Origin of the sequence: Citrobacter sp. S46_ASV_140, from assembly GCF_018919545.1 — a bacterium.
GTDB classification, from domain to species: domain Bacteria; phylum Pseudomonadota; class Gammaproteobacteria; order Enterobacterales; family Enterobacteriaceae; genus Citrobacter; species Citrobacter braakii.
In genome coordinates, this window is sequence record NZ_JAHLRC010000001.1 from 19682 (window position 1) to 45451 (window position 25770).

Consider the following 25770-nt stretch of genomic DNA (forward strand, 5'->3'; position numbering starts at 1 on the left):
GATTGCAAACAGTAGTTAACCGCTTTATCGGCAATCTGCGCGCAAAGTTTAATAATAGTTTTGCAAAAATAATGCGCGGAATAGTGGTGCATATCGAGGGTATTTCAGCGGCTAAGAAAAAAAACGACGGAAAGTAAAAATTTTCTAAAGTTCGAAATTAAGGTGCCGATACAAGGGTTACGGTGAGAAACCGTGGGCAACAGCCCAATAACATCAAGTTGTAATTGATAAGGAAAAGATCATGGCACAAGTCATCAATACTAACAGCCTGTCGCTGTTGACCCAGAATAACCTGAACAAATCTCAGTCTTCCCTGAGCTCCGCTATCGAGCGTCTGTCCTCTGGTCTGCGTATCAATAGCGCGAAAGATGATGCTGCTGGTCAGGCGATTGCTAACCGCTTCACTTCTAACATCAAGGGTCTGACTCAGGCGTCCCGTAACGCCAACGATGGTATCTCCATCGCGCAGACCACTGAAGGTTCTCTGTCTGAAATCAACAACAACCTGCAGCGTGTTCGTGAGCTGGCGGTTCAGTCCTCTACTGGTACCAACTCCCAGTCTGACCTAGACTCTATCCAGGCTGAAATCACTCAGCGTCTGAACGAAATCGACCGCGTATCCGGTCAGACCCAGTTCAACGGCGTGAAAGTACTGGCGAAAGACAACACCCTGACCATCCAGGTCGGTGCGAACGATGGTGAAACCATCGATATCAACCTGAAAGAAATCAACTCCAAAACGCTGGGTCTGGATAGCCTGAGCGTGCAGGATGCCTATACCACTAAACCAACTGCAGTTGGTACTGCTGCTACATATAAAGATGGTACAGATACCTTTGCTGCGATCTCTGGTGCTGATATTGACACCGCTACTGGTGGTACCGGTGCAACGGGTACAGCAACTGTCCAGTTTAATGAAAAAGATGGCAGTTATTACGTTAACGTAACCGGTTCATCTGCTGGTAACGGGATGTATAAAGCTACTGTTGCTGGTACTGCCGTTACTATTGGTGTTAAAGAAAATACAGTAACCCTGGCTGATACTAAAACAGTGACTAAGAACCAGGTTGTGGATGTCGCTGCTACTAAACCAGACACTACTGCAGCAGCAACAGCTTTAGTTGGTGCTGGCGTTGCAGGTGCTACCGCGGGTAATACCACGCTGGTTAAAATGTCTTTTGAAGACAAAAACGGCAAAGCAATTGATGGCGGTTATGCACTGGAAAACAACGGCAAATACTACGCTGCTGATTACGATGCTAAAACTGGTACTATCACCGCTAAAACAGTTGATTATACGGATGCTGCTGGTGTTTCTCAGAAGGCAGCGGTGCAGTTTGGTGGTGTGAACGGCAAAACTGAAGTTGCAACTGTTGCTGGTAAACAGTACCTGGCCTCCAGCGTTAAAGGTCACGACTTCAAATCTGGTGCAGCGCTGAACGAAGTGGCAGCAGCAAAAACCGATAGCCCGCTGGCGAAAATCGACGCGGCGCTGGCTCAGGTTGCTGACCTGCGTTCCGACTTGGGTGCGGTACAGAACCGTTTCAACTCTACCATCACCAACCTGGGTAACACCGTAAACAACCTGTCTGAAGCTCGTAGCCGTATCGAAGATGCTGACTACGCGACCGAAGTGTCCAACATGTCTCGTGCAAACATTCTGCAACAGGCGGGTACTTCTGTTCTGGCACAGGCTAACCAGACCACGCAGAACGTTCTGTCTCTGCTGCGTTAATTTACGCTTACTGCGCAAACCCCGCTCCGGCGGGGTTTTTTACATTCAGCTTTACCCGTAACCCCCAAATAACCCCTCATTTCACCCACTATTCACCCGATTAAAACCCCTGCAGAAACGGATAATCATGCCGATAACTCATTTAACGCAGGGCTGTTTATCGTGAATTCACTGTATACCGCTGAAGGTGTAATGGATAAACACTCGCTGTGGCAGCGTTATGTACCGTTGGTGCGTCACGAAGCATTGCGCCTTCAGGTGCGTTTGCCGGCGAGCGTAGAACTGGATGACCTGCTACAAGCGGGCGGCATCGGGTTATTGAATGCAGTCGACCGATATGACGCTTTGCAAGGAACGGCATTTACCACTTACGCAGTGCAGCGTATTCGTGGAGCGATGCTGGACGAACTACGTAGCCGGGATTGGGTGCCGCGTAGCGTTCGGCGCAATGCTCGCGAAGTGGCACAGGCGATGGGGCAACTGGAGCAGGAATTAGGGCGTAACGCGACGGAAACCGAAGTGGCGGAGCGTCTGGCTATTCCTGTGCAAGAGTATCGTCAGATGTTGCTTGATACCAATAATAGCCAACTCTTCTCCTACGACGAGTGGCGGGAAGAGCATGGCGATAGTATTGAGCTGGTGACGGAAGAGCATCAGCAGGAAAACCCGTTACAGCAGCTACTTGAGGGTAACCTCCGCCAGCGCGTGATGGACGCGATCGAAGCGTTGCCGGAACGCGAAAAGCTGGTGTTAACGCTGTACTACCAGGAAGAGCTGAATCTGAAAGAGATTGGCGCGGTACTGGAAGTGGGGGAGTCACGGGTTAGCCAGTTGCACAGTCAGGCCATCAAACGTCTACGCACCAAGCTGGGTAAGCTATAGGGGTACATTATTACCCCTGAACAATGCCGCATTACGAATTGACTACCAGGAGTTCTCATGACGGTGCAGCAATCAAAAAGACGGCCTCTAAGCCGCTACCTCAAAGATTTCAAACACAGCCAGACGCATTGCGCCCATTGCTTTAAGTTGCTCGACAGGATCACGCTGGTTCGCCGCGGGCAAATTGTGAATAAAATCGCCATCGCCCGACTGGACACGTTGCTGAATGAAGCAGAGTGGGAACAGGAGAAAAAAGAGTGGGTGGCGCTGTGTCGTTTTTGTGGTGATTTGCACTGCAAAGAGCAGAGCGACTTTTTTGACATTATCGGCTTCAAGCAATTTTTATTCGAGCAGACCGAAATGAGTCACGGCACGGTTCGCGAATACGTTGTGCGCTTGCGTCGCCTCGGGAATCATCTGACCGAACAAAATATCTCTCACGATCTGCTGCAGGAAGGGTTTCTCGACGAAAACCTTGCCCCGTGGCTGCCGGAAACCAGCACCAACAATTACCGCATCGCCTTGCGTAAGTATGAGCAGTTTAAAGCCCATACGCATATGGGACATATGCAGAAATCCTCCTGGACAGCCAGTTCTGATATATATTAAAAACGAATAAGGTGTAACAGAGTCGTGTTTGTGGATCACGGCAAACGCTTTACACTGTAGTCATAAATGATAGTCACTAATGACAATATTCGGGGTAACTATGAAATTAGCACTTCTGGGACGTCAGGCTCTGATGGGTGTAATGGCTGTTGCACTTGTCGCCGGAATGAGCGTGAAGACTTATGCAGATGAAGGTCTGTTAAATAAAGTTAAAGAGCGCGGCACGCTGCTGGTGGGCCTGGAAGGGACCTATCCCCCGTTTAGTTTTCAGGGCGATGACGGCAAGCTGACCGGTTTCGAAGTGGAGTTTGCCGAGGAGCTGGCCAAGCATCTCGGAGTGAAAGCCACGCTGAAGCCGACCAAATGGGACGGTATGCTGGCTTCTCTTGATTCCAAACGCATTGACGTGGTCATCAACCAGGTGACTATCTCTGATGATCGTAAGAAAAAATACGATTTCTCTACCCCGTATACGGTCTCTGGTATCCAGGCGCTGGTGAAGAAAGGCAATGAAGGCGTTATTAAGACTGCTGCCGATCTGAAAGGTAAAAAAGTCGGCGTGGGTCTGGGAACCAACTATGAAGAGTGGCTGCGCCAGAACGTGCAGGGCGTGGATATTCGTACCTATGATGATGACCCGACCAAATATCAGGATCTGCGTGTAGGTCGTATCGACGCCATCCTGGTTGACCGTCTGGCCGCGCTGGATCTGGTGAAAAAAACCAAGGATACGCTGGCCGTTACCGGTGAAGCATTCTCCCGCCAGGAGTCCGGCGTGGCGCTGCGTAAAGGCAATGAAGATCTGCTGAAAGCGGTGGATGCAGCCATTGCTGAAATGCAAAAAGACGGTTCACTGAAAGCTCTGTCTGAAAAATGGTTTGGAGCAGATGTGACGAAATAATCGTCATCTGATGAAAAAAGGCGCCTTTAACAGCGCCTTTTTTTATTTCATTGCGCCTGAACGTGCATAATAAAAGAACATCACAACAACGAATACCGGAGGCTGTATGCCGCTGCATAATTTAACGCGCTTTCCACGTCTGGAATTTATTGGCGCGCCAACGCCACTCGAATATCTTCCGCGCCTCTCAGATTACCTCGGGCGCGATATTTTCATTAAACGCGATGACGTCACGCCGATGGCTATGGGCGGCAATAAGCTGCGTAAGCTGGAGTTTCTGGCCGCAGACGCGCTGCGTGAAGGCGCGGATACGCTGATAACCGCGGGTGCGATTCAGTCTAACCATGTTCGCCAGACGGCGGCGGTCGCCGCTAAGCTTGGCTTGCACTGCGTGGCGCTGTTGGAAAATCCGATAGGCACCACTGCCGAAAACTATCTCACCAATGGCAACCGTCTGCTGTTGGACCTGTTTAATACGCAGATTGAAATGTGCGATGCGCTTACCGACCCTAATGCACAGCTGCAGGATCTGGCGACGCGGATTGAAGCGCAAGGGTTCCGCCCGTATGTGATCCCGGTTGGGGGTTCCAATGCACTGGGTGCGCTGGGCTATGTGGAAAGTGCGCTGGAAATTGCCCAACAGTGTGAAGGGGCCGTTTCGCTCTCTTCCGTAGTGGTGGCCTCGGGCAGTGCGGGAACCCATGCCGGACTGGCCGTGGGCCTGGAGCAATTGATGCCAGACGTCGAACTCATCGGCGTGACCGTCTCACGCAGCGTGGCGGATCAAAAGCCCAAAGTTGTTGCACTGCAGCAGGATATTGCCCGGGAGCTGGAACTGACGGCCTCAGCGGAAATCCTGTTATGGGACGATTATTATGCGCCGGGCTACGGTACGCCAAACGAAGAGGGCATGGAGGCGGTAAAACTGCTGGCGCGCCTGGAAGGCATTTTGTTGGATCCGGTGTATACCGGCAAGGCGATGGCGGGTCTGATTGATGGCATCAGCCAGAAGCGCTTCAAAGATGAAGGGCCAATTCTCTTTATTCATACTGGTGGGGCACCTGCGCTGTTTGCCTACCATCCTCACGTGTAACGACCAGGTAGAAAAACGCTAATGCATGAAAGTATCCAACTGGTGATTGATTCTCTGCCGTATCTGCTCAAGGGCGCAGTGTTTACGCTGCAACTGAGTATCGGTGGGATGTTCTTTGGCCTCGTGCTGGGGTTTATCCTGGCGCTGATGCGTCTGTCGCCGCTGCTGCCTGTGCGCTGGCTGGCGCGCTTTTATATCTCTATCTTTCGCGGAACGCCGTTGATTGCCCAGCTGTTCATGATCTATTACGGTCTGCCGCAGTTTGGTATTGAGCTTGATCCGATTCCGGCGGCGATGATTGGCTTGTCGCTTAATACGGCGGCCTACGCTGCGGAAACGCTGCGTGCGGCAATCTCCTCCATCGACAAAGGGCAGTGGGAAGCGGGTGCCAGTATTGGTATGACGCGGTGGCAAACCATGCGCCGGGCAATCCTGCCGCAGGCTGCGCGGGTTGCGCTCCCGCCGCTGAGTAACAGCTTTATCAGCCTGGTGAAAGACACCTCTCTGGCCGCGACTATTCAGGTACCGGAACTGTTCCGTCAGGCGCAGTTGATTACCTCGCGTACGCTGGAGGTATTCACGATGTATCTGGCAGCCTCGTTGATTTATTGGGTGATGGCGACGGTGCTTTCTGCACTGCAAAACTATTTTGAAGAGCAACTGAATCGCCAGGAGAGAGAGCCGAAATGAGTGCTATCGAAGTCAGAAACCTGGTCAAAAAATTCCATGGGCAAACGGTGCTGCATGGGATCGATCTTGACGTCAAACCCGGTGAAGTTGTGGCGATTATCGGGCCGAGCGGCTCGGGCAAAACTACGCTGCTGCGCAGCATTAATTTGCTGGAGCAACCGGAGGCGGGCACCATTAAGGTGGGTGAGATTACCATTGATACCGCGCGTTCGTTAACTCAGCAGAAAGGTCTGATTCGTCAGTTGCGCCAGCACGTGGGCTTTGTGTTCCAGAACTTTAATTTGTTCCCGCATCGCACGGTGCTGGAAAACATTATTGAAGGTCCGGTGATTGTTAAAGGCGAACCGAAAGCCGAAGCGACAGCCCGAGCGCGCGAACTGCTGGCGAAAGTCGGGTTAGCTGGTAAAGAAACCAGCTATCCGCGGCGTTTGTCCGGCGGGCAGCAGCAGCGCGTAGCGATTGCCCGGGCGTTGGCGATGCGCCCCGAGGTGATTCTGTTTGATGAGCCTACCTCCGCGCTTGATCCTGAACTGGTTGGTGAGGTACTTAATACCATCCGCCAACTGGCGCAGGAAAAACGCACCATGGTGATTGTGACGCATGAAATGAGCTTTGCGCGCGACGTTGCCGATCGGGCGATATTTATGGATCAAGGAAGGATAGTGGAGCAGGGGCCAGCTAAATCCTTATTCACGCATCCGCAGCAACCGCGAACCCGTCAGTTTCTTGAAAAGTTTCTGATGCAATAAATAGTGCATGCAGCACTCGTCGAAATTGTTTTTTGACGAGTGTTGTTCGCATAACTATTTATAATTATTGCTTTATTATTAACTCCCAATACTGTTACTTCCTGCCGTCGTTGAGTAATGCTCAAGTAATTGACCATTTGTCCGATAATTTGCATATATAAAATACATTTATGTGTTAGCTTGTTTCATATGTTTGGATGATTATCAATCTCAGGGGTATTACCACTTAGTATGCAGGGTCATGATTTCTTCACCTGGCGACGGAGCATGCTGTTACGCTTTCAGGAAATGGCGACGGCAGAGGATGTCTATAATGAATTACAACAACAGACGCAGCATTTAGAGTTCGATTTTTACGCGCTCTGTGTTCGTCATCCCGTACCTTTTACCCGACCTAAAACGTCGCTTCACACGACCTATCCCAAAGCATGGGTGGCGCATTATCAGTCCGAGAATTATTTCGCTATTGATCCGGTGCTGAAGCCTGAAAACTTCAGTCAGGGGCATTTACCCTGGAACGATACCTTATTTCGCGATGCACAGCCCCTGTGGGATGCCGCGCGCAATCACGGTTTACGTAAAGGGATGACGCAATGCTTAATGTTGCCTAATCGGGCGTTGGGTTTTTTATCGGTATCGCGTGCAAGTGTCCGTAATAGTCGCTTTGCAAACGATGAGGTAGAGCTCAGGATGCAACTGCTGGTGCGGGAAAGCTTGTCGGTACTGACGCGGCTGCAAGATGACATGGTCATGGCGCCAGAGATGCGCTTTAGCAAGCGGGAAAAAGAGATATTGAAATGGACGGCAGAGGGGAAAACCTCTTCAGAGATAGCGATTATTCTGTCGATTTCTGAAAATACCGTTAACTTTCACCAGAAAAATATGCAAAAGAAATTTAATGCACCCAACAAAACGCAGATCGCCTGTTATGCCGCGGCAACCGGGCTGATCTGAGTAAATTATCGTTCTGAGTGTCAGACGCAAACCCGGCTGAGAGCATCGCTGTCAGCCGGGTTCTTATTACTGGCGGTAGGCCTGTTTAATTTGCTTAACAGTGCTGGAAAATACCGCAGCCTGTGATTGATCTTCAATCAGCGCGATCTGTTTTTCCATTTTAAGAATCACGCGCCCTGCATCGGCTTGGCCCATTGCCTGCAGCATCAGCGTTAACATGGCTTTCAGGCAGGTGACTTCGTTGGCCAGTTCCTGGTTATTCTCAGCAGTGGAAAAGTCAGGCGTACTCATTTATTTTCCTCGTTATGTTTCAATGAAAAAGTGCGATGTCAAATCTTAAGGCGCCGGAGTATACCATAAGCGAGGCTAAAAATATCAGCGGTTGTTTTCTGCGCAAACATAAGTCGCGGACATTAAAATAAACAACATGTTGCACTGCATATATTTTCTCCATCTGTTGTTTATTTCGAGTATTTTACTCGTTAATTATTGTTACAACTTTAGCTGCCTATTTTGCATTCAACGGACGAATATGAATTTTTTGTCACTATTCTGAAACAGCTATGCAGATATAACCGTGGCAAAAGGTTGCCATAACAGAAAGTTTCCACTCGTCGTACCTTCTAATTTCCAAAAACGAGAGCAAAATCGAAAGACGGGTGTTTTTTACATTTCAAAGTTGAGATAAAACCCGTTAACATAGGACCGATTAACTATCGGTAGCGTTATCCCTATTCTGGAGATATTCCTTTGATCAACGTTTTTCTTGTTGATGACCACGAACTGGTGCGCGCAGGGATACGACGCATTCTTGAAGATATAAAAGGCATTAAAGTTGTCGGCGAGGCGTGCTGCGGTGAAGATGCGGTAAAATGGTGCCGCTCAAATTCCGTTGACGTTGTGCTGATGGACATGAATATGCCCGGTATTGGTGGCCTTGAGGCAACGCGTAAAATTGCGCGTTCAACGGCTGACATTAAAGTGATCATGCTGACTGTCCATACCGAAAACCCGTTACCTGCAAAAGTCATGCAGGCGGGAGCCGCGGGCTATCTCAGTAAGGGGGCTGCGCCCCAGGAGGTCGTGAGTGCGATTCGTTCGGTTTATTCTGGCCAACGTTATATTGCCTCCGATATCGCTCAGCAGATGGCGCTTAGCCAGATTGAGCCTGAGAAAACGGAAACCCCGTTTGCCAGTTTGTCTGAACGTGAGTTGCAGATTATGCTGATGATCACCAAAGGTCAGAAGGTCAATGAGATCTCAGAGCAACTGAATCTTAGTCCTAAAACGGTGAACAGCTATCGCTATCGAATGTTCAGTAAATTAAACATTCACGGCGATGTTGAGCTGACTCACCTGGCAATTCGCCATGGCCTGTGTAATGCGGAGACATTAACAAGCCAGTGACCGATCAGTTTGATGCCAAAGCGTTCCTGAAAACCGTGACCAGTCAGCCCGGCGTTTATCGTATGTATGATGACGCCGGGACGGTCATCTACGTCGGGAAAGCGAAAGACCTGAAAAAAAGGCTTTCCAGCTACTTCCGTAGCAACCTCGCATCGCGTAAGACCGAAGCACTGGTCGCGCAAATACAGCAGATTGATGTCACGGTAACGCACACCGAAACCGAGGCGTTATTGCTTGAGCACAACTACATCAAGCTGTATCAGCCGCGTTATAACGTTTTGCTGCGCGACGATAAATCCTATCCTTTTATTTTCCTCAGCGGTGATACCCATCCTCGCCTGGCAATGCATCGCGGGGCCAAGCATGCCAAAGGCGAGTACTTTGGACCGTTTCCTAACGGCTATGCCGTACGTGAAACGCTGGCGTTGCTGCAGAAAATCTTCCCTATTCGTCAGTGCGAAAATAGTGTTTATCGCAATCGCTCGCGGCCCTGTCTGCAATATCAGATTGGCCGCTGCCTCGGTCCGTGTGTGGCGGGCCTGGTGAGTGAGGAAGAGTATGCGCAGCAGGTTGATTACGTTCGTCTGTTCCTGTCCGGGAAAGACGATCAGGTATTAACGCAGCTGATCGCCCGGATGGAAAAAGCCAGCCAGAATCTCGAGTTTGAAGAGGCTGCCCGCATTCGTGACCAAATTCAGGCCGTACGCCGCGTGACCGAAAAACAGTTTGTCTCTAATACCGGAGACGATCTGGACGTCATCGGCGTGGCGTTTGACGCCGGCATGGCGTGTGTGCACGTGCTGTTTATTCGCCAGGGTAAAGTGTTAGGCAGTCGTAGCTATTTCCCGAAAGTCCCTGGTGGAACAGAACTCGGCGAGGTCGTTGAAACCTTTGTCGGACAGTTTTATCTGCAGGGAAGTCAGATGCGCACCTTACCCGGTGAGATCCTGCTCGATTTTAATCTTAGCGATAAAACCCTGCTGGCGGACTCTTTGTCTGAGCTGGCCGGGCGGAAGATCAACGTTCAGACGAAACCGCGAGGCGATCGCGCGCGGTATCTGAAGCTGGCGCGTACCAACGCGGCGGTGGCGTTAACCACAAAACTTTCCCAGCAGTCGACCATTACTCAACGCCTGACGGCGCTGGCATCAGTACTCAAGTTACCCGCAGTGAAACGCATGGAGTGCTTTGATATCAGCCACACGATGGGCGAGCAGACGGTAGCCTCCTGCGTGGTATTCGATGCCAATGGACCACTGCGCGCCGAGTATCGCCGCTATAACATCACGGGTATTACGCCGGGTGATGATTATGCTGCAATGAATCAGGTTCTCCGCCGGCGCTACGGTAAGGCGATTGAAGAAAGTAAGATTCCGGACGTCATATTGATCGACGGCGGGAAAGGTCAACTGGGGCAGGCGAAAGCCGTGTTTGCTGAGCTGGACGTTCCCTGGGACAAACAGCACCCGCTTTTGTTGGGTGTGGCAAAAGGGGCCGATCGTAAAGCAGGCCTGGAAACGCTGTTCTTTGAGCCGGAAGGTGAGGGCTTTAGCCTTCCGCCGGATTCGCCAGCTTTGCACGTTATCCAGCATATCCGCGATGAATCTCACGATCATGCGATTAGCGGGCACCGTAAAAAACGGGCGAAGGTGAAAAGTACCAGCACGCTGGAGACTATTGAAGGTGTCGGGCCGAAGCGTCGGCAGATGTTGTTGAAATATATGGGCGGTTTGCAAGGCCTTCGTAACGCGAGTATTGAAGAAATTGCAAAAGTGCCGGGTATTTCGCAAGCTCTGGCAGAAAAGATCTTCTACTCGTTGAAACATTAGGCCCTCTGTAGCAACATAGGGGTAATTTTACTGACAACAGATAGTTATCCGTCATATGCAATTTAATATCCCTACGTTGCTCACGCTGTTTCGCGTCATCCTGATCCCATTCTTTGTATTGGCTTTTTATCTGCCATTCACCTGGGCTCCCTTCGTTTGTGCGCTGATCTTCTGTATTGCGGCGGTCACCGACTGGTTTGACGGCTATCTGGCGCGTCGCTGGAACCAAAGCACGCGTTTTGGCGCCTTCCTCGATCCGGTCGCTGATAAGGTACTGGTGGCTATCGCGATGGTGCTGGTGACCGAGCACTATCACAGTTGGTGGGTAACGCTTCCTGCCGCCACGATGATCGCGCGTGAAATTATTATCTCTGCGCTGCGTGAGTGGATGGCTGAACTGGGTAAACGTAGCAGTGTGGCGGTGTCCTGGATCGGCAAAGTGAAAACCACTTCGCAAATGGCCGCGCTCGCATGGCTGCTGTGGCGTCCAAATATTTGGGTAGAGTACGCCGGGATCGCACTTTTCTTCGTCGCCGCGATACTGACGTTGTGGTCAATGTTCCAGTATTTGAGCGCTGCGTGGGGAGATTTGCTTGAACAGTGATCGTTTCGGCGCAAATTTCAGCAAACGATCGTCAGTGGTGAAAAATATCGTTGACTCATTGCGTCAGGTAAGTAGAATGCAACGCATCGAACGGCAGCACTGATTGCCAGACGATAACAAAATCAAGTGATTAACAAAGTTACTTGGTGATGCGGGAATAGCTCAGTTGGTAGAGCACGACCTTGCCAAGGTCGGGGTCGCGAGTTCGAGTCTCGTTTCCCGCTCCAAATTAAAGACATCGGCAATAGCGGATGTTGGCTGAAAAGCCAGAAGATTTCGGCGCGTTAGCAAAGCGGTTATGTAGCGGATTGCAAATCCGTCTAGTCCGGTTCGACTCCGGAACGCGCCTCCAATTTCTTCCCGAGCCCGGATGGTGGAATCGGTAGACACAAGGGATTTAAAATCCCTCGGCGTTCGCGCTGTGTGGGTTCAAGTCCCACTCCGGGTACCATGGGAAAGAAAAGAATAATCAAAGCAATAAGCAGTGTCGTGAAACCACCTACGGGTGGTTTTTTTGTGCCTGAAATTTCCTGCTTCTCGCGCAGCGAACCTTCAAGATCAGAAATCCCCTGGCTTTCATCCTTTGTGCATTAAAGGCATTTGGGGTGTAACGCAGCATATCACCCTGACAGGCGCAACACAGATACGCCAACGCTATTGCAACTCTTACCGGTCTATTTGCACCATCAGTATGCGGTGAACTAACTGGTTAGATGAAAACAAGTAGAGTCACTATCAGCGTGCAGCATGAGCTCTTAAGGCCTGTCAGCCAGTCGTTGAGATAGATTTTCTGATACATATGAAACTCTCCCTGTTTTGAAATTCTCTTTTATGATTCCAGAAGTCAGGAGGGGCGACTACAGGTCATGAGAGATAAACGTTCGCAGCCGAGGGGCCTCGAAGACCATTTATTCGACAAAACTCAACGCGTAATCCGGGGATGAGTACTTCTGAGTCACGGAGACTTAAGGCTGAAATGTGAAGCTGTACATCTTTGCGACCATCGGAGGGGGAGATAAGGCCTTTACCGCTCTTGCAGTCAAAGGCTTTGACAATTCCTGTCATTTTACGAGACAAAAAAATTCCTTAAAGCTAATAACGTGTTGCACTATACACATACCCCTGGATAATGCCAGAAATATTTTTCAGCAATCGTGAGATCTGGATAGCTAAAATAAACATTGATTATTATATACGCCCGTGCGTTAATGGTCGCGTCGGTTTGAAGAACAGACAAAATACAAAGTAGTTTACTAAAGCAGTTCTCATTTCAGGTGTTTTATATTTATCCCTTCTTTGAGTCTCCCCACTAAGCACTAAGTAGTTTCTGTAATAAAACCATGTTCGCCGGAAGGCCAAATTAAGGAATACAAAATGTCAAAAAAGATGAATGGTTTAGTAAAATGGTTTAATGCCGATAAGGGATTCGGTTTTATTTCTCCTGTTGACGGTAGTAAAGATTTATTTGTACATTTTTCTGCTATCCAGAGCGATAATTTCCGCACCTTGTTTGAAGGGCAAAAAGTCTCATACTCCATTGAGAATGGTACTAAAGGTCCGGTTGCTGGCAATGTAGTTATTACAGAGTAAATCCTTTTTTTGTCTGTATGCGATAACGAAGAAGGCTAAAGCCTGAGTAGACATACTGACAAAAGCAATGAATGTATTGTTGGGTCAGTAGAGATGAAATGTTACTGATCCGGCATTCAGGGCAATGGTCAGCATATTTCATCTCTCTTTTGCATGAGAAAGTATGCTGACCATTGTGAGTACGTGTAGGTTCGCTGCACGAAAAGTCTAACCACTTGCTTTGCACGACAACATACGCAAGAGGATAGCTTTTCCCAGATATCACCATATTTTTTATTTTTAAATATGAAAATACTAAACCCGCAGCCAGCGGGTTTTCTGTTATCTGTAGCTTGATAAATATTAAAATACAGAGGTGGTGATTCTGTTCCAGAAATAGAGTCTAAAACGGATTCAGGCTGCTTCTTTTTGGTTTGTCTGGAATACTTTATTGCAATGAGGACAGATTAAAAGAGAACCTTTTTGTACTCTTGAAAAACTGTGTTCAGATTGTTGGGTACAGTTTGGGCAGGTGCATTTGACAAGATAGTTGCGGCGTGATTTAGAGTCTTTACGTTCTGACATAGGCTTTTCCTTGAGTGGATGAACTTCAACCATACCCTAATTTGTCCAAAAAATCTTAACTTTATGATGTTTTGGATATGTAAATATAAAGAAAAGGTATCGCAAAGAGCCTGATGATAAGGGCGGCTTCCCAAATTTATTTCTGTAATCCTCAATCTCCCTGGCTGCGTGGTTCTAATGAAAATACGAACAGATTGCTCAGACAGTATTTTCCAAAAGGAGCTGGCTTATCGGTTCGCAGCCAGCAAAGAATTAACATTGTTGCATCCAGCGGTTGAACGCACAGCAAAAAGCGGACGTTTTTGAGCTCAGTAAAAAAGGCCGTTATATTTTGGCCTGATTGACGCGGGATGAAAGCTCCTGATGGCTCTCTTTTCGTTCGCTGTAGCGATCGGCAAGGTAATCGGTTTGCCCCTTGAGCAGCAGCGTGATTTTAAACAACTCCTCGGCGACATCGACGATACGATCATACCAGGACGAAGGTTTCATTCGCCCGCTCTCATCGAATTCTTGCCAGGCTTTGGCTACTGAGGACTGGTTAGGGATCGTGAACATCCTCATCCAGCGCCCAAGGATACGCATCTGGTTCACGGCGTTAAACGACTGCGACCCGCCGCAGACCTGCATCACCGCCAGTGTTTTTCCCTGTGAAGGGCGAACGGCCCCTTCGCTTAAGGGTATCCAGTCGATCTGTGCCTTCATCACCGCACTCATTGCCCCATGCCGTTCCGGGGAACTCCACACCATCCCATCACACCATCTGACCAGCTCGCGCAGCTCGGTGACTTTTGGGTGCGTATCTGGGGCATCATCCGGCAGGGGTAAACCTGAGGGGTTAAACAGTCTTACTTCCGCTCCCATCGCCGTCAGCAGGCGTCCCGCTTCTTCTGCGGCAAAACGACTGTAAGAACGCTCTCTTACCGAGCCATACAGGATCAGTATGCGTGGCGGCTCCTGGAGCTGCAGGCGTTCAGCAATCTGCTGATCGAAGCAATCAGCATTCAGTGCAGGAAAGTGTTCCATTTTTTACTCCTCCGGGAGGTTCTGTGATTTCAAATTCAACACATATGATTTATCATATATGTATTCTAAAGGGAACGGAGTAAAAAATGCTACAGCCTGTTCAGCTTTTTAAAATCCTGTCGGATGAAACCCGTCTCGCGATTGTTATGCTTCTCCGGGAATCCGGCGAACTGTGCGTATGCGATATATGCGCGGCGACCTCTGAATCACAGCCTAAAATTTCTCGCCACATGGCTATTCTGCGTGAAGCAGAGCTGGTGCTTGACCGCCGGGAAGGCAAATGGATTCACTACCGTCTGTCTCCCCACATGCCAGCGTGGGCCGCTGAGACGATCACGACGTCCTGGCAGTGTCTGAGGAAAGATGTGGGTGAATGGCTGAAAAAATCAGCCTGCACATCCTGTTGAGAGAATTTTTTACATACACATAATCATATATAAAGGAATCTAAAATGCTTTTGGCAGGGAGTATTTTTATACTGACGCTGGTCCTGGTCATCTGGCAGCCCAGAGGTCTCAGCATTGGCTGGAGCGCAAGTATCGGAGCCTTACTGGCACTGGGGACGGGGGTCATCCACATTGATGATATTCCCGTAGTCTGGAATATCGTCTGGAACGCAACAGCGGCATTCATAGCGGTGATTATCATCAGCCTGCTGCTTGATGAGTCCGGTTTCTTTGAATGGGCCGCGCTGCATGTCTCCCGCTGGGGTAACGGGCGTGGTCGCCTGCTGTTTACCTGGATAATACTGCTTGGCGCTGCTGTCGCTGCGCTGTTTGCTAACGACGGTGCAGCACTGATACTGACGCCGATTGTGATTGCGATGCTGCTCGCCCTGGGGTTCAGCCAGGCGACGACGCTGGCCTTTGTCATGGCTGCAGGATTTATCGCAGATACTGCCAGCCTGCCGCTGATTGTCTCTAACCTGGTCAATATTGTCTCGGCGGATTTCTTCGGCCTGGGCTTTACACAGTATGCCTCCGTGATGGTCCCTGTAAACCTGGCGGCCATTGCTGCCACGCTGGTCATGCTTCATCTCTTCTTCCGCCGCGACATCCCGGCCAGATATGACGTTTCACTGCTCAAGATGCCCGCCAGTGCGATTAAAGATCCGGCGACGTTCAGGGCGGGCTGGATTGTTCTGCTGTTCCTGTTGGTCGGTTTCTTTCTTCTGGAGCCGCTGGGGATCCCTGTAAGCGCGATAGCAGCAGTTGGGGCTGCGGTGCTGTTCGTGGTAGCCAAGCGTGGCCACGCCATTAATACCGGGAAAGTTCTGCGTGGGGCGCCCTGGCAGATCGTGATTTTCTCGCTGGGTATGTATATGGTCGTCTACGGCCTGCGTAATGCAGGACTCACCGAGTATCTTTCTGCTGTACTCAATATGCTGGCAGACAAAGGTTTATGGGCTGCCACGTTCGGTACCGGCTTCCTGACTGCCTTCCTGTCGTCTGTGATGAACAATATGCCGACGGTGCTGATTGGTGCATTGTCCATTGACGGGAGTGCTGCGACCGGCGTCGTCAAAGAGGCGATGATTTATGCCAATGTGATTGGCTGCGATTTAGGGCCTAAAATCACCCCGATAGGCAGTCTGGCAACTCTGCTGTGGCTTCATGTGTTGGCACAGAAAAATATGACCATCACCTGGGGATATTACTTCCGCACCGGCATTATCATGACTCTGCCCGTGCTGTTCGTCACTCTGGCCGCGCTGGCGTGGCGGCTCTCTGTCACTTTGTAATGAGATACTGATATGAGCAACATTACCATCTATCACAACCCGGCCTGTGGCACCTCACGTAACACGCTGGAAATGATCCGTAACAGCGGTAACGAACCAACTATTATTTATTATCTCGATACGCCCCCGACTCGTGATGAACTGACCAAACTGATTTCAGATATGGGCATTTCAGTACGCGCATTGCTGCGCAAGAACGTTGAACCTTATGAGCAATTGGGTCTTGATGAGGATAAGTTTTCTGATGAGCAGTTGATCGATTTTATGATTCAGCATCCGATCCTGATTAATCGACCGATTGTTGTGACGCCGCTTGGCACGCGTCTTTGTCGTCCCTCAGAAATTGTGCTGGATATTTTACCTGAAGCTCAGAAAGGCTCTTTTACCAAAGAGGATGGCGAAAAGGTCATTGACGAAAAAGGGAAACGGGTTAAGTAATCTTTCCGCTTAATATTATCGGGTGCCTGTTGACTTCATACCGGTGCCTGCTCTTCGCTGATAACCCTCGTTCACGACTGGAGAAGCTGATTTGCGGGGGTATCAAAACAGGTTCATTAGCCTGCCCACTTGCCAGAAGAGGCATTTGTCTCACTCCGAATGCATTTCGTTTATCAATTATTGAAATAAATATATACATAATAGTTTTTGATTAGCAGAACTTACCGATGCAGGTCAGTTGAGGCAATTTCATTTCCCTTAGGGTAAGAGTCAAAAACTATCATGAAACAAGAGCTTGTATTGACAGATGAAGACTTACTTGCACGAGGTAACGATCGTTACGTCTTTCAGCATCCACAGGATAGTAACCTGCTGATCAAAATCGTTATTTCAGATATTGCGAACTATAAAAGCAAGTTACGGGAAGTCTTCCGGGACCTTAAAGAATGCAAGCCTGGCCATCAAACAGACTCTCTTTATATGCAAAAGATCGAAGGTCTTGTTGAAACAAATAAAGGTCTAGGGCAGATCACTGTGAAGGAGTGCGATGAGCATGGCAACATTGCTCAAACTCTTTATCAGCTTGCTCTCAAAAAAGAACTCGATGACAGCAAATTGCAGAAGCTGAATGCTTTTTTAGCATGGTTTGTCAGCACCAAAGTCATTATTAACTCCCTGCATTGTAAAAACATTGTTTATGCCTGGGATAGCGAGCGTCAGGATTATCGCTTCAAAGTCATTGACGGGTTTGGTGACAAAACGTTTTTTCAACTCAGTAAGCTTTCGCAATCAGTTCGCGATAAGAATAAAATCAAATGTCTCAAGCGGATGCTTAACGATTTGAACGGTCTGCAACAAGCTTAACCACGCAGGTTAAAAATAATCGAATCACCAGTTTTCTGTTGCCGAATTTCCGATCCCGCATAACTGATTAACAAAGGTGTTTACGCAGAAGTAAGTTACATATTAACTTCTTGAAAAATATCCTGAACTGCTCGGCGTTCGTGCTGTGTGGGGGCAAATCCCACACCGGTACCATGGGAAAGAATAGAACAATCAAAGCAATAAGCAGTGTCGCGAAACCACCTACGGGTGGTTTTTTTGTGCCGGCTTTTGACGAACCATAGGTATTTTGCGTCAAGTAAGCCAGCCAGATACGTTAAGCCGTCCGCTACACACTCCCCATTGCCAATCAATCTATCGACGAATCGGTGCATTAAACATAAACCTTCCCCGGGCTGGGTTGTTGATAAAGCCATCCCGGGCGGGATTATAGTTGTGGTCCTGAAAACCATTCATCATGATGGGATCGCCTATGCCATCCTGAATCGCCAAATGTCTGTGGATTCGGTTACGTGCCCTGAATGTGAAAGCGAAATCATCCGCCTCGCTAATGATGATGACGCCATGTCCTGCAAGAAGTGCCGCGCTTAACTCTTGCTCTCTTGCGGCCTGGTTTTGTAACGCGCTGGCTGCGGCAGACGATGACGCCAGCAGCAATACGAGGACGGCGCATGAAAATACCGATGGCAGTTTCATGATTAATACCCATTAAAAGTATGGCTATTAAAGTATAGTCTTATACCTTCATCTCATCTGAATAGAAAATGAACAATTTAAGCCTGTTGCCTGTACAGAGTCTAAGGGGGCGGGAGAGGAGTGCCGCGCAATTAAGAACTATAATAAAAACAGTCGACAGCTGATGACTCCAGTTTGCAGATAGTACCGATACAAGGGGGCGGTTATGCGCGTCTCATTTTCTCCGCGAGTTGCGTTCACCGCTACGACATCTGGCTGGATAATTATCACGGACTCCCTGCCAAAGTGATCAGCTATGCGCCAGATGGGCAGCGATTAGAAACTGTTCTTCTGGATGCTATGGTTATCAACACCCGTTTCCCCGTCAATTTTTTCACGCCTTGAGGGAGCCTGCACTATGGCTGACTATCAGTTTTCCACAGTCTGGCGTGTTGAGGCTTCAATTCAGGAGGTATGGGATGTTTTTTCCCATCCGGATAGCTGGCCTGAATGGTGGGGAAGTCTGGAACGCATCGTTGAGATAAGGAAAGGGGATTTACGGGGTATTGGGGCGTTGCATCGTTATACCTGGAAAGGGGCGCTTCCTTATCGCTTAACCTTTGATATCAATGTGTTGAAAATACGGCCTTGCACACTGCTTGAAGGACAAGCCAGCGGCGCGGTGGAAGGGCGAGGGGTATGGTATTTTACTGCCAATGGTACAGCGACTATTGTCAGATATGACTGGAATGTGCGTACCACGATCCGTTGGATGAATTATCTCGCCCCGCTGGCAGCACCTGTATTTCGCTGGAATCACAACACGGTCATGCGCGAAGGGGCAAGAGGGTTAGCCCGCAAACTGGCAACGACTGTGTATATAGTCTGAACGTATCTCCGCTGCTGTACTTTTGTGGCTGTAAATGGCTTAATAGCGACCTTGCAGTTTCTCACTTCATTCACAGTTAACAGGTCTGTTATTGATGAATAATCTCCATCGACTCGCCTTTTTATGCCAGCCTCTGTCTGCTGTGATGATCGCGTACGGTTTCCCCTTTAGCCGTAGCTCAACTCTTACAACCTGGACAGACAGCAATGCAACGTCGTCAGTTTCTCAAAAATAGCGTTCTCCTTTCCGCCGCCGGATTAGTCGGCCCTGCAGTCATTAGCCAGACGGTACGTGCCGCTGAGCCATCCGTTGCGCCAGTGGCTCGTCGACGCTTTGTCTTATCTCAAACGTATAAACTTAATCCTCCTAAGGGATCGAGCGGCGTGGTGAAACTGTGGATCCCGCTACCGGTGGATACCGCGTTTCAACAAATGACGGCGCTTGCCTTTAGCGGAAACTATAAGCAGGCGTACGTCACCACCAATAATACCTATGGCGCGAAAACGCTGTTTGCCACCTGGGCAGACTCGCAGGGTGAATTGTTGGTTAACGTTGATATCGACATTGAAACCGCCGACTGGGAACCGCTGAAGCAGGACGCGCTGAAAAACTGGCAGGCACCTGAGCAGATTATTTATCCGCTGGATGTAAAACCGTATCTGTTGCCGACGGCACATACCCCAGTTGATGGACTGGTCCTGGAAACCGCGCGTAAAATCACCGGTAATGAGCAGGATCCGCTGAAAAAAGCGCGCCTGATTTACGAATGGGTCAGCAGCCATATGGAGCGTGACAATGACGTTATTGGCTGCGGCACGGGGGATGTGGCGGAGATATTAAAAAGCGGTAAGCTCAAAGGAAAATGCACCGACATGAGCTCCGTTTTTGTTGCTCTGGCGCGGGCCAGCGGTATTCCGGCGCGCGAACTGTTTGGCATCCGTCTGGGCAAGGCCAATAAGCTCGAACGTTACTCGAAAAGTGCTTTTGGCACAGCCGACAGTGCAGGCGTTGCCAACGTGAGCGGCGGTCAACACTGCCGCGCTGAGTTCTATCTGGCAGGTTACGGTTGGTTACCGTGCGATCCTGCTGACGTGACCAAAATGCGTCTGGCAGAGAAAAAAACGCATCAGGATGCCGATGTCCAGGCGGTTAACGCTTACCTGTTTGGTAACTGGGAAATGAACTGGGTTGGATTCAACTACGGGCGTGATTTCGAGTTGTATCCGGCAACGGAGCAGGGAGCCATGAATAACTTTGGTTATCCTTACGCTGAAGTCGATGGCGACCCGATCAATTTCTATGATCCTAAAGCGTTCTCCTACAGCTATGTCGCCACAGAACAACGCTAAAGGTGCGGGGATTACCCTGTTGACGGCTGCTGCGGCCGCCGTCACCGCTGGCTTATGCTGTGTTGGACCGCTACTTTACCTGCTGTTTGGTATTTCGGCGGCGAGCTTCGCCGTTTTCACCCGGTTTGAGTTTTTGCGAACTCCTCTGGTACTGCTGTCCCTGGGATTATTACTGCGTGTCTTCTGGCGGCTCTATTTTTCCAAACGGTTGTGGTGCTCCGGGTGGTTAACTCTGAAGCAAGCGCGCGTTCTCTACTGGTGCGCGCTGGCATTGATTTTGCCGGTGCTATTTTACCCAACGCTTGTTGCCTGGTTTTATGAGGTATTTGAATGAAGATCTTCGCGTTAGTTGCATGCTTGCTGTTGCCGCTGTGGGCTCAGGCGGCCAATCAAAAAGTGGTGCTGGATATACAAAATATGACCTGCTCGTTATGCGTTATTTCGGTCAATCAGGCGCTACGTGAAACCGACGGCGTGATTAAAGCAAAATCCTCTCTCAAAACCCGGCAGGCAGAAGCCATCGTGCCAGAAGGTTTCCCAACCGATACTCTACTTAACGCAGTAGCGAAAACGGGCTATACCGCAACGCTCAACCGTATTGAACAACAGTAAACCACCTGCGGGTGGTTTTATTGTGTTTTCCCGGTATGATGCCCGGCGGCTTAGTGTTCTCTTTTGTGCGTTAACTACCGGAATTCCCCTCTTTTCCTGTTAACCTGAACAGGCGGCTGCTGTAAGCCGCATATGCCCATTTATATCTGTTATCCCTCCAGCCATGTAGGATGATCACAGGCAAGATTTTTTGACTAAGGAAAAGCGTTATGAAAACGGGACCATTAAACGAGAGCGAACTGGAATGGCTGGATGATGTACTGACTAAGTACAATACAGATAAGGCTATTCTGGATGTGTCAGAACTGGATGGTTTACTGACGGCGGTACTGAGTTCACCGTATGAAATTGAACCGGAGCAGTGGCTGGTCGCTATTTGGGGCGGCGCGCAATATGTTCCTCGCTGGTCCTCCGAAAAAGAAATGACGCGTTTCATGAACCTGGCGTTTCAACATATGGCGGATACGGCCGATCGCCTGGATGAATATCCTGAGCAGTTTGAGCCGCTGTTTGGTTTGCGTGAAATTGACGAGCATGAACTGACCATCGTTGAAGAGTGGTGTTTTGGTTATATGCGCGGCGTCGCGCTGTCGGACTGGTCCGCGTTACCAGACTCGTTAAAATCGGCACTCGAGGCTATTGCGCTGCACGGTACGGAAGAAAACTTTGCGGTCGTTGAGAAAATGACGCCAGAAGCGTTCGAAGAGAGCGTGGATGCCATCCGCCTGGCGGCGCTGGATCTGCATGCTTACTGGATGGCGCATCCTCAGGAAACGCCGATTAAAGTACCGGTCAAAGTGGATGCCAAGGTAGGGCGCAATGACCCTTGTCCGTGCGGTAGCGGTAAAAAATATAAGCAGTGTTGTTTGCATTAAGAAAAAGGGGCATTAAGCCCCTTTTGTTTTAACCCACTTCCGGTAGTAATCCTGCTGCAATAGAAAACTGTACGGCTATTACCACAATGCCGCACAAAAATACCAGCGCCAGCGCCGGAGCACCCCCTGCCACGCGATATTTAGCCTGTGGATTCTGTTTTCTGCTCTGCCATGCCAGCATCGAGGGAATGAGCAGCGCCAGCACCGCCAGGGCAACGCCCGCATACCCCAGGGCCATGACGAAACCACGCGGATAGAACAGCGCGAATGCCAGCGGCGGCAGGAAGGTCACCACGCCGGTTTGCATTCTTCCTGCTACGGTATTGCGGCGCTGGAAGAGGTCGGCCAGGTAGTCAAATAATCCCAGTGCGACGCCGAGGAAAGAGGTTGCCAGCGCAAGGTCGGCAAACAGATGCACCGCCAGTTCGACGTGCGGCGAAGCCACGACTTCACGTAATGCTTGTAATAAACCGTTTAAACCAGCGTGGTTGGCTAACAGCCCCATGAACGTTGAGGAGTTAATACTTCCAAGCGTAGCCAGTTGCCAGAAGATATAGGCGACCAGCGGAATGGCGCTACCGGTGATAAACACCCAACGCAGTTTACGGATGTTACCGTTCATATAGCTGACGATACTGGGGACGCTGCCGTGAAAACCGAACGAAGTGAAGATAACCGGGATAGCAGACAGTGCCAGCCCCTGCTGAAGCGGCAACGTAAGCAGGTTTACTTTATGGATATGCGGCATTAACAGGGCCAGCATCACCACCAGGAAGATTATCTTGGCACTGAACAACAGACGGTTGAACAGATCGACCAAAGATGTGCCAACGCAAACCACGCCACCGGCAACAAAGGTGAACAGCAGTACGCCTGTTGTCGGGGAGAGCGTTGTCCCGGTCCAGTCGCTGATGCTGGAAGCCAGCAACTCACCAGCGCCACTGATATACGCCGCCGTCAGCGCGTACATTAAAAACATCATGCTAAAGCCCGTTACCCATTGTCCGTAGCGACCAAGATAACGTTTTGCCAGCGTACCCAACCCGGTGTCTGCCGGTACGTGTTGATACACTTCAAGCAGCAACAGCGCGGTGTAGCACATTAGCGCCCAAAGACTCACTAACAATACCAGCGTGACGCTAAACCCCACGCCTGCCGCGGCCAGCGGCATTGCCAACATACCGGCACCAATCGTGGTTCCCGCCACGATAAAAATACTACCCAGGGTTCTGTTTTTCACGCTTTCCTCTGTCCCAGAGATAATCAACGGTTATATCTGCGGCGCAGGTTAAGGCAAAACGCTATTTTCGTCAAATCACCGTTACAATGAATGTACATTAATCTTTACGATGTTTGGCGCGTTAAGATGTATTACAAATGATATTTATCTGCGGGTAAACCTGCGTTAGCGCAAAGCAAGGCCGTGCCGTTCACATTAGGCTACGGACTTTATTGAGGAGGTAGTATGGAATCTATTCACGGTCACGAAGTGCTCAACATGATGATTGAATCTGGCGAGCAGTATTCAAATGCCAGCCTTGAAGCGGCGATTACGGCACGGTTTGGCGAGCAGGCTCGTTTTCACACCTGTTCTGCGGCGGATATGTCGGCAGCTGAGCTGGTGGCGTTTTTAGCGGCGAAGGGAAAGTTTATTGCAAAAGAAGACGGCTTCTCTACGCACGAAAGCAAGATCTGCCGTCACTGATTTTAGCGGGTAATGATGGCGGGTTACCTTCATTACCCCACAACATTAATTCTGTGTATCAAGCGTAGCCAGTTCTTTATCGATGAAATAAAGACCTTCGCCACTTTTCCCTGCCAGCGATAACTTATCAATGACAGATTTAAATAATTTTTCTTCTTCATGCTGCTCGGCAACATACCATTGCAGGAAATTAAACGTCGGATAATCCTGGTGGGTCATTGCCGCGTGTGCCAGTTCATTAATTTTCTGGGTGATCAACTGCTCGTGTTCGTAAGTAACACGGAACAGTTCGTCCAGAGACGCATATTCAGCAAAGGGGGAAGGGACGGTGTTAATACACGGCAAGCTGCCGGTATCGGTCAGGTAGTCAAACAGACGCTGCATATGCGTCATCTCTTCCTGGGCGTGACGGCGCAGGAACGCGGCGGCGCCTTCAAAGCTGTGATAGCTGCACCACGCGCTCATTTGTTGGTAGAGCAGAGATGAATATAATTCAAGGTTCATTTGCTCATTCAGTTGGTCGATCATTTCTGTTTTCAGCATGGTTGTGCTCCACAAACGTTATTATATATTAGCGTGGCGTCACTATAATTTGTTATTTAATTATTTGCAAAAGGTAAAATAATAAATTTATTTATTAAAAATGCGAATGGGAATAAAACGCATTAACGCTATTAAGCGGGGAATATAAATAATGAAAAGGCAGAAGACCAGCAATAATGTGCTGGTCGAAAATATTAATAATTGAAGGCAGGCGATTGGGATACCGCAACGCCGTGACACTGCCAGGCGAGCGTGATTTTGGTATTTAAGCACAGAGAACCGGCATATACGCTACAGGTTGATACCGGCTGACCAAACGCCATTGCGTTGGCATAACCCAGGCGCTGACACTCTTTGGTGGCTGTGCCTTGGGTCACGTAATCATCGGTACGCGCCGTTTGTAGCATGGCCTGGTTGTAGGTCAGGCGAACGACGCCGGTGATGGCACTGGCTTCGCTGACCTGCGCCTGTTTAGTAATAGTGCATCCTGTCAGCACGAGCGGCAAAAGGGCAAGGATAAAGGTCTTCATGTGATCGCTCTGAAAGTTCGGAGATAGGCTATCATGGCATATGTGGTGGCGCATCAATGGCTTGAATAGCCCGAAGATCACCTGCGATTAATCGCAACGACGTCATTTTATTGAGGCTATTCTGAGCTGTCTCAGAAAAAATGTGAGCACCACATTATTTTATAAAACAAAATTTCATTAAATTTGAAAGTGAGTTTGCAAAATAGTAATGTGGCCTGAATGTTATGACTTTCAGCGGGCCTCCGCAGCGCATTCAGGAGATTACAGAATGAAAATTGCATTGATGATGGAAAACAGCCAGGCAAGCAAAAATGCCATCATTCATAACGAGCTTAAAGCCGTTGCGGATGAGAAAGGTTTTCCAGTGTATAACGTCGGGATGAGCGACGAAAATGACCATCATCTGACCTACATCCATTTAGGGATTATGGCCAGCATCCTGCTCAATTCCAAAGCCGTGGATTTTGTGGTTACGGGGTGCGGTACGGGCCAGGGGGCAATGATGTCACTGAATATACATCCGGGCGTGGTGTGCGGTTACTGTCTCGATCCGGCAGACGCATTCTTGTTCTCTCAGATCAACAACGGGAATGCGCTTTCTCTGGCATTCGCCAAAGGTTTTGGCTGGGGTGCTGAGCTGAATGTACGCTATATGTTTGAAAAAGCATTCACTGGTCGTAACGGCGAAGGGTATCCACCAGAGCGTAAAGAGCCGCAGGTGCGTAACGCGGGTATTCTGAACCAGGTGAAAGCGGCGGTGGTAAAAGAAAACTATCTGGACACTCTGCGCGCTATCGATCCTGAACTGGTAAAAACCGCCGTATCTGGTCCGCGCTTCCAGCAGTGCTTCTTTGAAAACTGCCAGGACAAAGCGATCGAAGCGTTTGTACGCGAGATAGTTGGCTAAATCCTGTTGGCCCGGCGGTGTTCGTCTGCCGGG

At 49.5% G+C, this 25770-nt stretch carries 31 protein-coding genes, 3 tRNA genes and 2 pseudogenes; 28 read left to right on the forward strand and 8 right to left on the reverse strand.

The features are described 5' to 3' along the window. Nucleotides 1-241: 241 nt before the first annotated feature. From KQJ19_RS24210 to sdiA, 8 genes are all read left to right on the forward strand, one after another. Nucleotides 242-1735 carry a FliC/FljB family flagellin gene (locus KQJ19_RS24210; RefSeq protein WP_200107938.1) on the forward strand — a complete coding sequence of 498 codons (1494 nt, stop codon included), beginning with the start codon at nucleotides 242-244 and terminating at the stop codon, nucleotides 1733-1735. A gap of 162 nt (nucleotides 1736-1897) precedes the next feature. Continuing rightward, nucleotides 1898-2617: an RNA polymerase sigma factor FliA gene (gene fliA / locus KQJ19_RS00140; RefSeq protein ID WP_016153479.1), complete on the forward strand. Its 720-nt coding sequence runs from the start codon at nucleotides 1898-1900 to the stop codon at nucleotides 2615-2617. 57 nt (nucleotides 2618-2674) lie between these two features. Continuing rightward, nucleotides 2675-3226: a flagella biosynthesis regulatory protein FliZ gene (gene fliZ, locus KQJ19_RS00145; protein ID WP_016153478.1), complete on the forward strand. Its 552-nt coding sequence runs from the start codon at nucleotides 2675-2677 to the stop codon at nucleotides 3224-3226. 100 nt (nucleotides 3227-3326) lie between these two features. Next, nucleotides 3327-4127, forward strand: a complete 801-nt coding sequence (tcyJ, locus tag KQJ19_RS00150; RefSeq protein WP_016156835.1) for a cystine ABC transporter substrate-binding protein — start codon at nucleotides 3327-3329, stop codon at nucleotides 4125-4127. A gap of 106 nt (nucleotides 4128-4233) precedes the next feature. Further along, the gene (dcyD, locus tag KQJ19_RS00155) at nucleotides 4234-5220 is read left to right on the forward strand and encodes a D-cysteine desulfhydrase (protein WP_047358000.1); all 987 of its coding nucleotides are present in this window, start codon (nucleotides 4234-4236) and stop codon (nucleotides 5218-5220) included. A gap of 21 nt (nucleotides 5221-5241) precedes the next feature. After that, nucleotides 5242-5910: a cystine ABC transporter permease gene (tcyL, locus tag KQJ19_RS00160; RefSeq protein ID WP_003030474.1), complete on the forward strand. Its 669-nt coding sequence runs from the start codon at nucleotides 5242-5244 to the stop codon at nucleotides 5908-5910. Beyond that, nucleotides 5907-6659: an L-cystine ABC transporter ATP-binding protein TcyN gene (tcyN, locus tag KQJ19_RS00165; RefSeq protein WP_003030477.1), complete on the forward strand. Its 753-nt coding sequence runs from the start codon at nucleotides 5907-5909 to the stop codon at nucleotides 6657-6659. Before tcyL ends, tcyN begins: the two co-directional genes overlap by 4 nt. 231 nt (nucleotides 6660-6890) lie before the next feature. After that, the gene (gene sdiA / locus KQJ19_RS00170; RefSeq protein ID WP_016156833.1) at nucleotides 6891-7613 is read left to right on the forward strand and encodes a transcriptional regulator SdiA; all 723 of its coding nucleotides are present in this window, start codon (nucleotides 6891-6893) and stop codon (nucleotides 7611-7613) included. Between the two features lie 66 nt (nucleotides 7614-7679). Here the strand turns inward: sdiA and KQJ19_RS00175 are convergent, their stop codons facing one another. Then, entirely contained in the window at nucleotides 7680-7904 is a 225-nt protein-coding gene (locus KQJ19_RS00175; RefSeq protein WP_016153474.1) for a DUF2594 family protein, read from the reverse strand. A 459-nt stretch (nucleotides 7905-8363) separates the two neighbouring features. Between KQJ19_RS00175 and uvrY the strand changes: the two genes are divergently transcribed. From uvrY to KQJ19_RS00205, 6 genes are all read left to right on the forward strand, one after another. After that, nucleotides 8364-9020 (forward strand): UvrY/SirA/GacA family response regulator transcription factor, encoded by a 657-nt coding sequence (uvrY, locus tag KQJ19_RS00180; RefSeq protein WP_006684079.1) that lies wholly within the window; start codon nucleotides 8364-8366, stop codon nucleotides 9018-9020. Continuing rightward, nucleotides 9017-10849: an excinuclease ABC subunit UvrC gene (gene uvrC, locus KQJ19_RS00185; protein WP_016153473.1), complete on the forward strand. Its 1833-nt coding sequence runs from the start codon at nucleotides 9017-9019 to the stop codon at nucleotides 10847-10849. Before uvrY ends, uvrC begins: the two co-directional genes overlap by 4 nt. Nucleotides 10850-10904: 55 nt before the next feature. After that, a complete protein-coding gene (gene pgsA / locus KQJ19_RS00190; RefSeq protein WP_016153472.1) occupies nucleotides 10905-11453 on the forward strand; it encodes a CDP-diacylglycerol--glycerol-3-phosphate 3-phosphatidyltransferase in 549 nt (182 codons plus the stop codon). Between the two features lie 151 nt (nucleotides 11454-11604). Next, a tRNA-Gly gene (locus KQJ19_RS00195) sits at nucleotides 11605-11680 on the forward strand. Nucleotides 11681-11731: 51 nt separating this feature from the next. Next, a tRNA-Cys gene (locus KQJ19_RS00200) sits at nucleotides 11732-11805 on the forward strand. Nucleotides 11806-11817: 12 nt separating this feature from the next. Continuing rightward, nucleotides 11818-11904, forward strand: a tRNA-Leu gene (locus tag KQJ19_RS00205). A 413-nt stretch (nucleotides 11905-12317) separates the two neighbouring features. Here KQJ19_RS00205 and cspH read toward each other — a convergent pair. Next, on the reverse strand, nucleotides 12318-12530 hold the full coding sequence (cspH, locus tag KQJ19_RS00210) for a cold shock-like protein CspH (protein WP_049040548.1): 213 nt from the start codon (nucleotides 12528-12530) through the stop codon (nucleotides 12318-12320). A gap of 297 nt (nucleotides 12531-12827) precedes the next feature. On the opposite strand from cspH, the gene cspA reads away from it, so the two are divergent. Further along, the gene (cspA, locus tag KQJ19_RS00215) at nucleotides 12828-13043 is read left to right on the forward strand and encodes an RNA chaperone/antiterminator CspA (RefSeq protein WP_016153470.1); all 216 of its coding nucleotides are present in this window, start codon (nucleotides 12828-12830) and stop codon (nucleotides 13041-13043) included. 393 nt (nucleotides 13044-13436) lie between these two features. Here cspA and KQJ19_RS00220 read toward each other — a convergent pair whose 3' ends face one another. Next, a complete protein-coding gene (locus KQJ19_RS00220; protein WP_162835200.1) occupies nucleotides 13437-13607 on the reverse strand; it encodes a YnfU family zinc-binding protein in 171 nt (56 codons plus the stop codon). A gap of 131 nt (nucleotides 13608-13738) precedes the next feature. Between KQJ19_RS00220 and KQJ19_RS00225 the strand changes: the two are divergent. Continuing rightward, nucleotides 13739-13873 (forward strand): annotated as a pseudogene (locus KQJ19_RS00225) (IS30 family transposase); the annotation flags it as partial. Nucleotides 13874-13931: 58 nt separating this feature from the next. Here the strand turns inward: KQJ19_RS00225 and arsH are convergent. Further along, nucleotides 13932-14630 (reverse strand): arsenical resistance protein ArsH, encoded by a 699-nt coding sequence (gene arsH / locus KQJ19_RS00230; RefSeq protein WP_181547470.1) that lies wholly within the window; start codon nucleotides 14628-14630, stop codon nucleotides 13932-13934. A gap of 86 nt (nucleotides 14631-14716) precedes the next feature. Here arsH and KQJ19_RS00235 point away from each other — a divergent pair, with 86 nt between their 5' ends. The 4 genes from KQJ19_RS00235 to KQJ19_RS00250 all read left to right on the forward strand — a co-directional run bounded on the left by KQJ19_RS00235 (nucleotide 14717) and on the right by KQJ19_RS00250 (nucleotide 17673). Then, a complete protein-coding gene (locus KQJ19_RS00235; protein WP_016153468.1) occupies nucleotides 14717-15037 on the forward strand; it encodes a transcriptional regulator in 321 nt (106 codons plus the stop codon). 44 nt (nucleotides 15038-15081) lie between these two features. Further along, nucleotides 15082-16371 carry an arsenic transporter gene (locus KQJ19_RS00240; protein WP_181636563.1) on the forward strand — a complete coding sequence of 430 codons (1290 nt, stop codon included), beginning with the start codon at nucleotides 15082-15084 and terminating at the stop codon, nucleotides 16369-16371. A 12-nt stretch (nucleotides 16372-16383) separates the two neighbouring features. Beyond that, nucleotides 16384-16809: a glutaredoxin-dependent arsenate reductase gene (gene arsC / locus KQJ19_RS00245; protein ID WP_141875343.1), complete on the forward strand. Its 426-nt coding sequence runs from the start codon at nucleotides 16384-16386 to the stop codon at nucleotides 16807-16809. 282 nt (nucleotides 16810-17091) lie between these two features. Beyond that, nucleotides 17092-17673, forward strand: coding sequence for a YrbL family protein (locus KQJ19_RS00250; protein WP_047502094.1), 582 nt, complete (start codon nucleotides 17092-17094; stop codon nucleotides 17671-17673). A 333-nt stretch (nucleotides 17674-18006) separates the two neighbouring features. Here the strand turns inward: KQJ19_RS00250 and KQJ19_RS00255 are convergent, their stop codons facing one another. After that, a complete protein-coding gene (locus tag KQJ19_RS00255; RefSeq protein WP_216403205.1) occupies nucleotides 18007-18348 on the reverse strand; it encodes a hypothetical protein in 342 nt (113 codons plus the stop codon). Nucleotides 18349-18582: 234 nt separating this feature from the next. Here KQJ19_RS00255 and KQJ19_RS24225 point away from each other — a divergent pair. The 6 genes and pseudogenes from KQJ19_RS24225 to KQJ19_RS00280 form a co-directional block, all read left to right on the forward strand. After that, nucleotides 18583-18732: pseudogene (locus KQJ19_RS24225) on the forward strand (DUF1571 domain-containing protein); the annotation flags it as partial. A 13-nt stretch (nucleotides 18733-18745) separates the two neighbouring features. Beyond that, nucleotides 18746-19216: an SRPBCC family protein gene (locus KQJ19_RS00260; RefSeq protein ID WP_049283075.1), complete on the forward strand. Its 471-nt coding sequence runs from the start codon at nucleotides 18746-18748 to the stop codon at nucleotides 19214-19216. Nucleotides 19217-19422: 206 nt separating this feature from the next. After that, entirely contained in the window at nucleotides 19423-20565 is a 1143-nt protein-coding gene (locus KQJ19_RS00265; protein WP_181221629.1) for a transglutaminase domain-containing protein, read from the forward strand. Then, nucleotides 20543-20899 carry a mercuric transporter MerT family protein gene (locus KQJ19_RS00270; protein WP_047416569.1) on the forward strand — a complete coding sequence of 119 codons (357 nt, stop codon included), beginning with the start codon at nucleotides 20543-20545 and terminating at the stop codon, nucleotides 20897-20899. Before KQJ19_RS00265 ends, KQJ19_RS00270 begins: the two co-directional genes overlap by 23 nt. After that, a complete protein-coding gene (locus tag KQJ19_RS00275) occupies nucleotides 20896-21177 on the forward strand; it encodes a heavy metal-associated domain-containing protein (protein ID WP_016153460.1) in 282 nt (93 codons plus the stop codon). The genes KQJ19_RS00270 and KQJ19_RS00275 overlap by 4 nt, the downstream gene beginning before the upstream one ends. Before the next feature lie 209 nt (nucleotides 21178-21386). Beyond that, nucleotides 21387-22052 carry a YecA family protein gene (locus KQJ19_RS00280; RefSeq protein ID WP_216403206.1) on the forward strand — a complete coding sequence of 222 codons (666 nt, stop codon included), beginning with the start codon at nucleotides 21387-21389 and terminating at the stop codon, nucleotides 22050-22052. Nucleotides 22053-22080: 28 nt separating this feature from the next. On the opposite strand, the gene tyrP is transcribed toward KQJ19_RS00280, so the two are convergent. Beyond that, entirely contained in the window at nucleotides 22081-23292 is a 1212-nt protein-coding gene (tyrP, locus tag KQJ19_RS00285) for a tyrosine transporter TyrP (protein WP_019077056.1), read from the reverse strand. 225 nt (nucleotides 23293-23517) lie between these two features. Here tyrP and KQJ19_RS00290 point away from each other — a divergent pair, with 225 nt between their 5' ends. Then, on the forward strand, nucleotides 23518-23757 hold the full coding sequence (locus KQJ19_RS00290; protein WP_016153457.1) for a YecH family metal-binding protein: 240 nt from the start codon (nucleotides 23518-23520) through the stop codon (nucleotides 23755-23757). A gap of 45 nt (nucleotides 23758-23802) precedes the next feature. Here the strand turns inward: KQJ19_RS00290 and ftnA are convergent, their stop codons facing one another. Next, nucleotides 23803-24300: a non-heme ferritin gene (gene ftnA / locus KQJ19_RS00295; protein WP_016153456.1), complete on the reverse strand. Its 498-nt coding sequence runs from the start codon at nucleotides 24298-24300 to the stop codon at nucleotides 23803-23805. A gap of 194 nt (nucleotides 24301-24494) precedes the next feature. Further along, complete coding sequence (locus tag KQJ19_RS00300; protein ID WP_016153455.1) at nucleotides 24495-24830, reverse strand: YecR-like lipofamily protein; 336 nt, start codon at nucleotides 24828-24830, stop codon at nucleotides 24495-24497. A 268-nt stretch (nucleotides 24831-25098) separates the two neighbouring features. Here KQJ19_RS00300 and KQJ19_RS00305 point away from each other — a divergent pair, with 268 nt between their 5' ends. Next, nucleotides 25099-25737, forward strand: a complete 639-nt coding sequence (locus KQJ19_RS00305; RefSeq protein WP_016153454.1) for an RpiB/LacA/LacB family sugar-phosphate isomerase — start codon at nucleotides 25099-25101, stop codon at nucleotides 25735-25737. The last annotated feature ends 33 nt before the right edge of the window (nucleotides 25738-25770 follow it).

Excerpts from the sequence above, each read along its gene's own strand:
- KQJ19_RS00235 (WP_016153468.1), top strand. The coding sequence starts at position 14,717 with ATGCTACAGCCTGTTCAGCTTTTTAAAATCCTGTCGGATGAAACCCGT.
- KQJ19_RS00290 (WP_016153457.1), top strand. The coding sequence starts at position 23,518 with ATGGAATCTATTCACGGTCACGAAGTGCTCAACATGATGATTGAATCT.
- tcyJ (WP_016156835.1), top strand. The coding sequence starts at position 3,327 with ATGAAATTAGCACTTCTGGGACGTCAGGCTCTGATGGGTGTAATGGCT.
- KQJ19_RS00250 (WP_047502094.1), top strand. The coding sequence starts at position 17,092 with ATGAAACAAGAGCTTGTATTGACAGATGAAGACTTACTTGCACGAGGT.
- KQJ19_RS00300 (WP_016153455.1), bottom strand. The coding sequence starts at position 24,830 with ATGAAGACCTTTATCCTTGCCCTTTTGCCGCTCGTGCTGACAGGATGC.
- KQJ19_RS00265 (WP_181221629.1), top strand. The coding sequence starts at position 19,423 with ATGCAACGTCGTCAGTTTCTCAAAAATAGCGTTCTCCTTTCCGCCGCC.
- KQJ19_RS00255 (WP_216403205.1), bottom strand. The coding sequence starts at position 18,348 with ATGAAACTGCCATCGGTATTTTCATGCGCCGTCCTCGTATTGCTGCTG.
- KQJ19_RS00275 (WP_016153460.1), top strand. The coding sequence starts at position 20,896 with ATGAAGATCTTCGCGTTAGTTGCATGCTTGCTGTTGCCGCTGTGGGCT.
- fliZ (WP_016153478.1), top strand. The coding sequence starts at position 2,675 with ATGACGGTGCAGCAATCAAAAAGACGGCCTCTAAGCCGCTACCTCAAA.
- KQJ19_RS00280 (WP_216403206.1), top strand. The coding sequence starts at position 21,387 with ATGAAAACGGGACCATTAAACGAGAGCGAACTGGAATGGCTGGATGAT.
- pgsA (WP_016153472.1), top strand. The coding sequence starts at position 10,905 with ATGCAATTTAATATCCCTACGTTGCTCACGCTGTTTCGCGTCATCCTG.
- KQJ19_RS00305 (WP_016153454.1), top strand. The coding sequence starts at position 25,099 with ATGAAAATTGCATTGATGATGGAAAACAGCCAGGCAAGCAAAAATGCC.
- ftnA (WP_016153456.1), bottom strand. The coding sequence starts at position 24,300 with ATGCTGAAAACAGAAATGATCGACCAACTGAATGAGCAAATGAACCTT.
- KQJ19_RS00240 (WP_181636563.1), top strand. The coding sequence starts at position 15,082 with ATGCTTTTGGCAGGGAGTATTTTTATACTGACGCTGGTCCTGGTCATC.
- KQJ19_RS24210 (WP_200107938.1), top strand. The coding sequence starts at position 242 with ATGGCACAAGTCATCAATACTAACAGCCTGTCGCTGTTGACCCAGAAT.
- tcyN (WP_003030477.1), top strand. The coding sequence starts at position 5,907 with ATGAGTGCTATCGAAGTCAGAAACCTGGTCAAAAAATTCCATGGGCAA.
- arsH (WP_181547470.1), bottom strand. The coding sequence starts at position 14,630 with ATGGAACACTTTCCTGCACTGAATGCTGATTGCTTCGATCAGCAGATT.
- tcyL (WP_003030474.1), top strand. The coding sequence starts at position 5,242 with ATGCATGAAAGTATCCAACTGGTGATTGATTCTCTGCCGTATCTGCTC.
- sdiA (WP_016156833.1), top strand. The coding sequence starts at position 6,891 with ATGCAGGGTCATGATTTCTTCACCTGGCGACGGAGCATGCTGTTACGC.
- KQJ19_RS00270 (WP_047416569.1), top strand. The coding sequence starts at position 20,543 with ATGTCGCCACAGAACAACGCTAAAGGTGCGGGGATTACCCTGTTGACG.
- dcyD (WP_047358000.1), top strand. The coding sequence starts at position 4,234 with ATGCCGCTGCATAATTTAACGCGCTTTCCACGTCTGGAATTTATTGGC.
- KQJ19_RS00260 (WP_049283075.1), top strand. The coding sequence starts at position 18,746 with ATGGCTGACTATCAGTTTTCCACAGTCTGGCGTGTTGAGGCTTCAATT.
- cspA (WP_016153470.1), top strand. The coding sequence starts at position 12,828 with ATGTCAAAAAAGATGAATGGTTTAGTAAAATGGTTTAATGCCGATAAG.
- arsC (WP_141875343.1), top strand. The coding sequence starts at position 16,384 with ATGAGCAACATTACCATCTATCACAACCCGGCCTGTGGCACCTCACGT.
- KQJ19_RS00175 (WP_016153474.1), bottom strand. The coding sequence starts at position 7,904 with ATGAGTACGCCTGACTTTTCCACTGCTGAGAATAACCAGGAACTGGCC.
- KQJ19_RS00220 (WP_162835200.1), bottom strand. The coding sequence starts at position 13,607 with ATGTCAGAACGTAAAGACTCTAAATCACGCCGCAACTATCTTGTCAAA.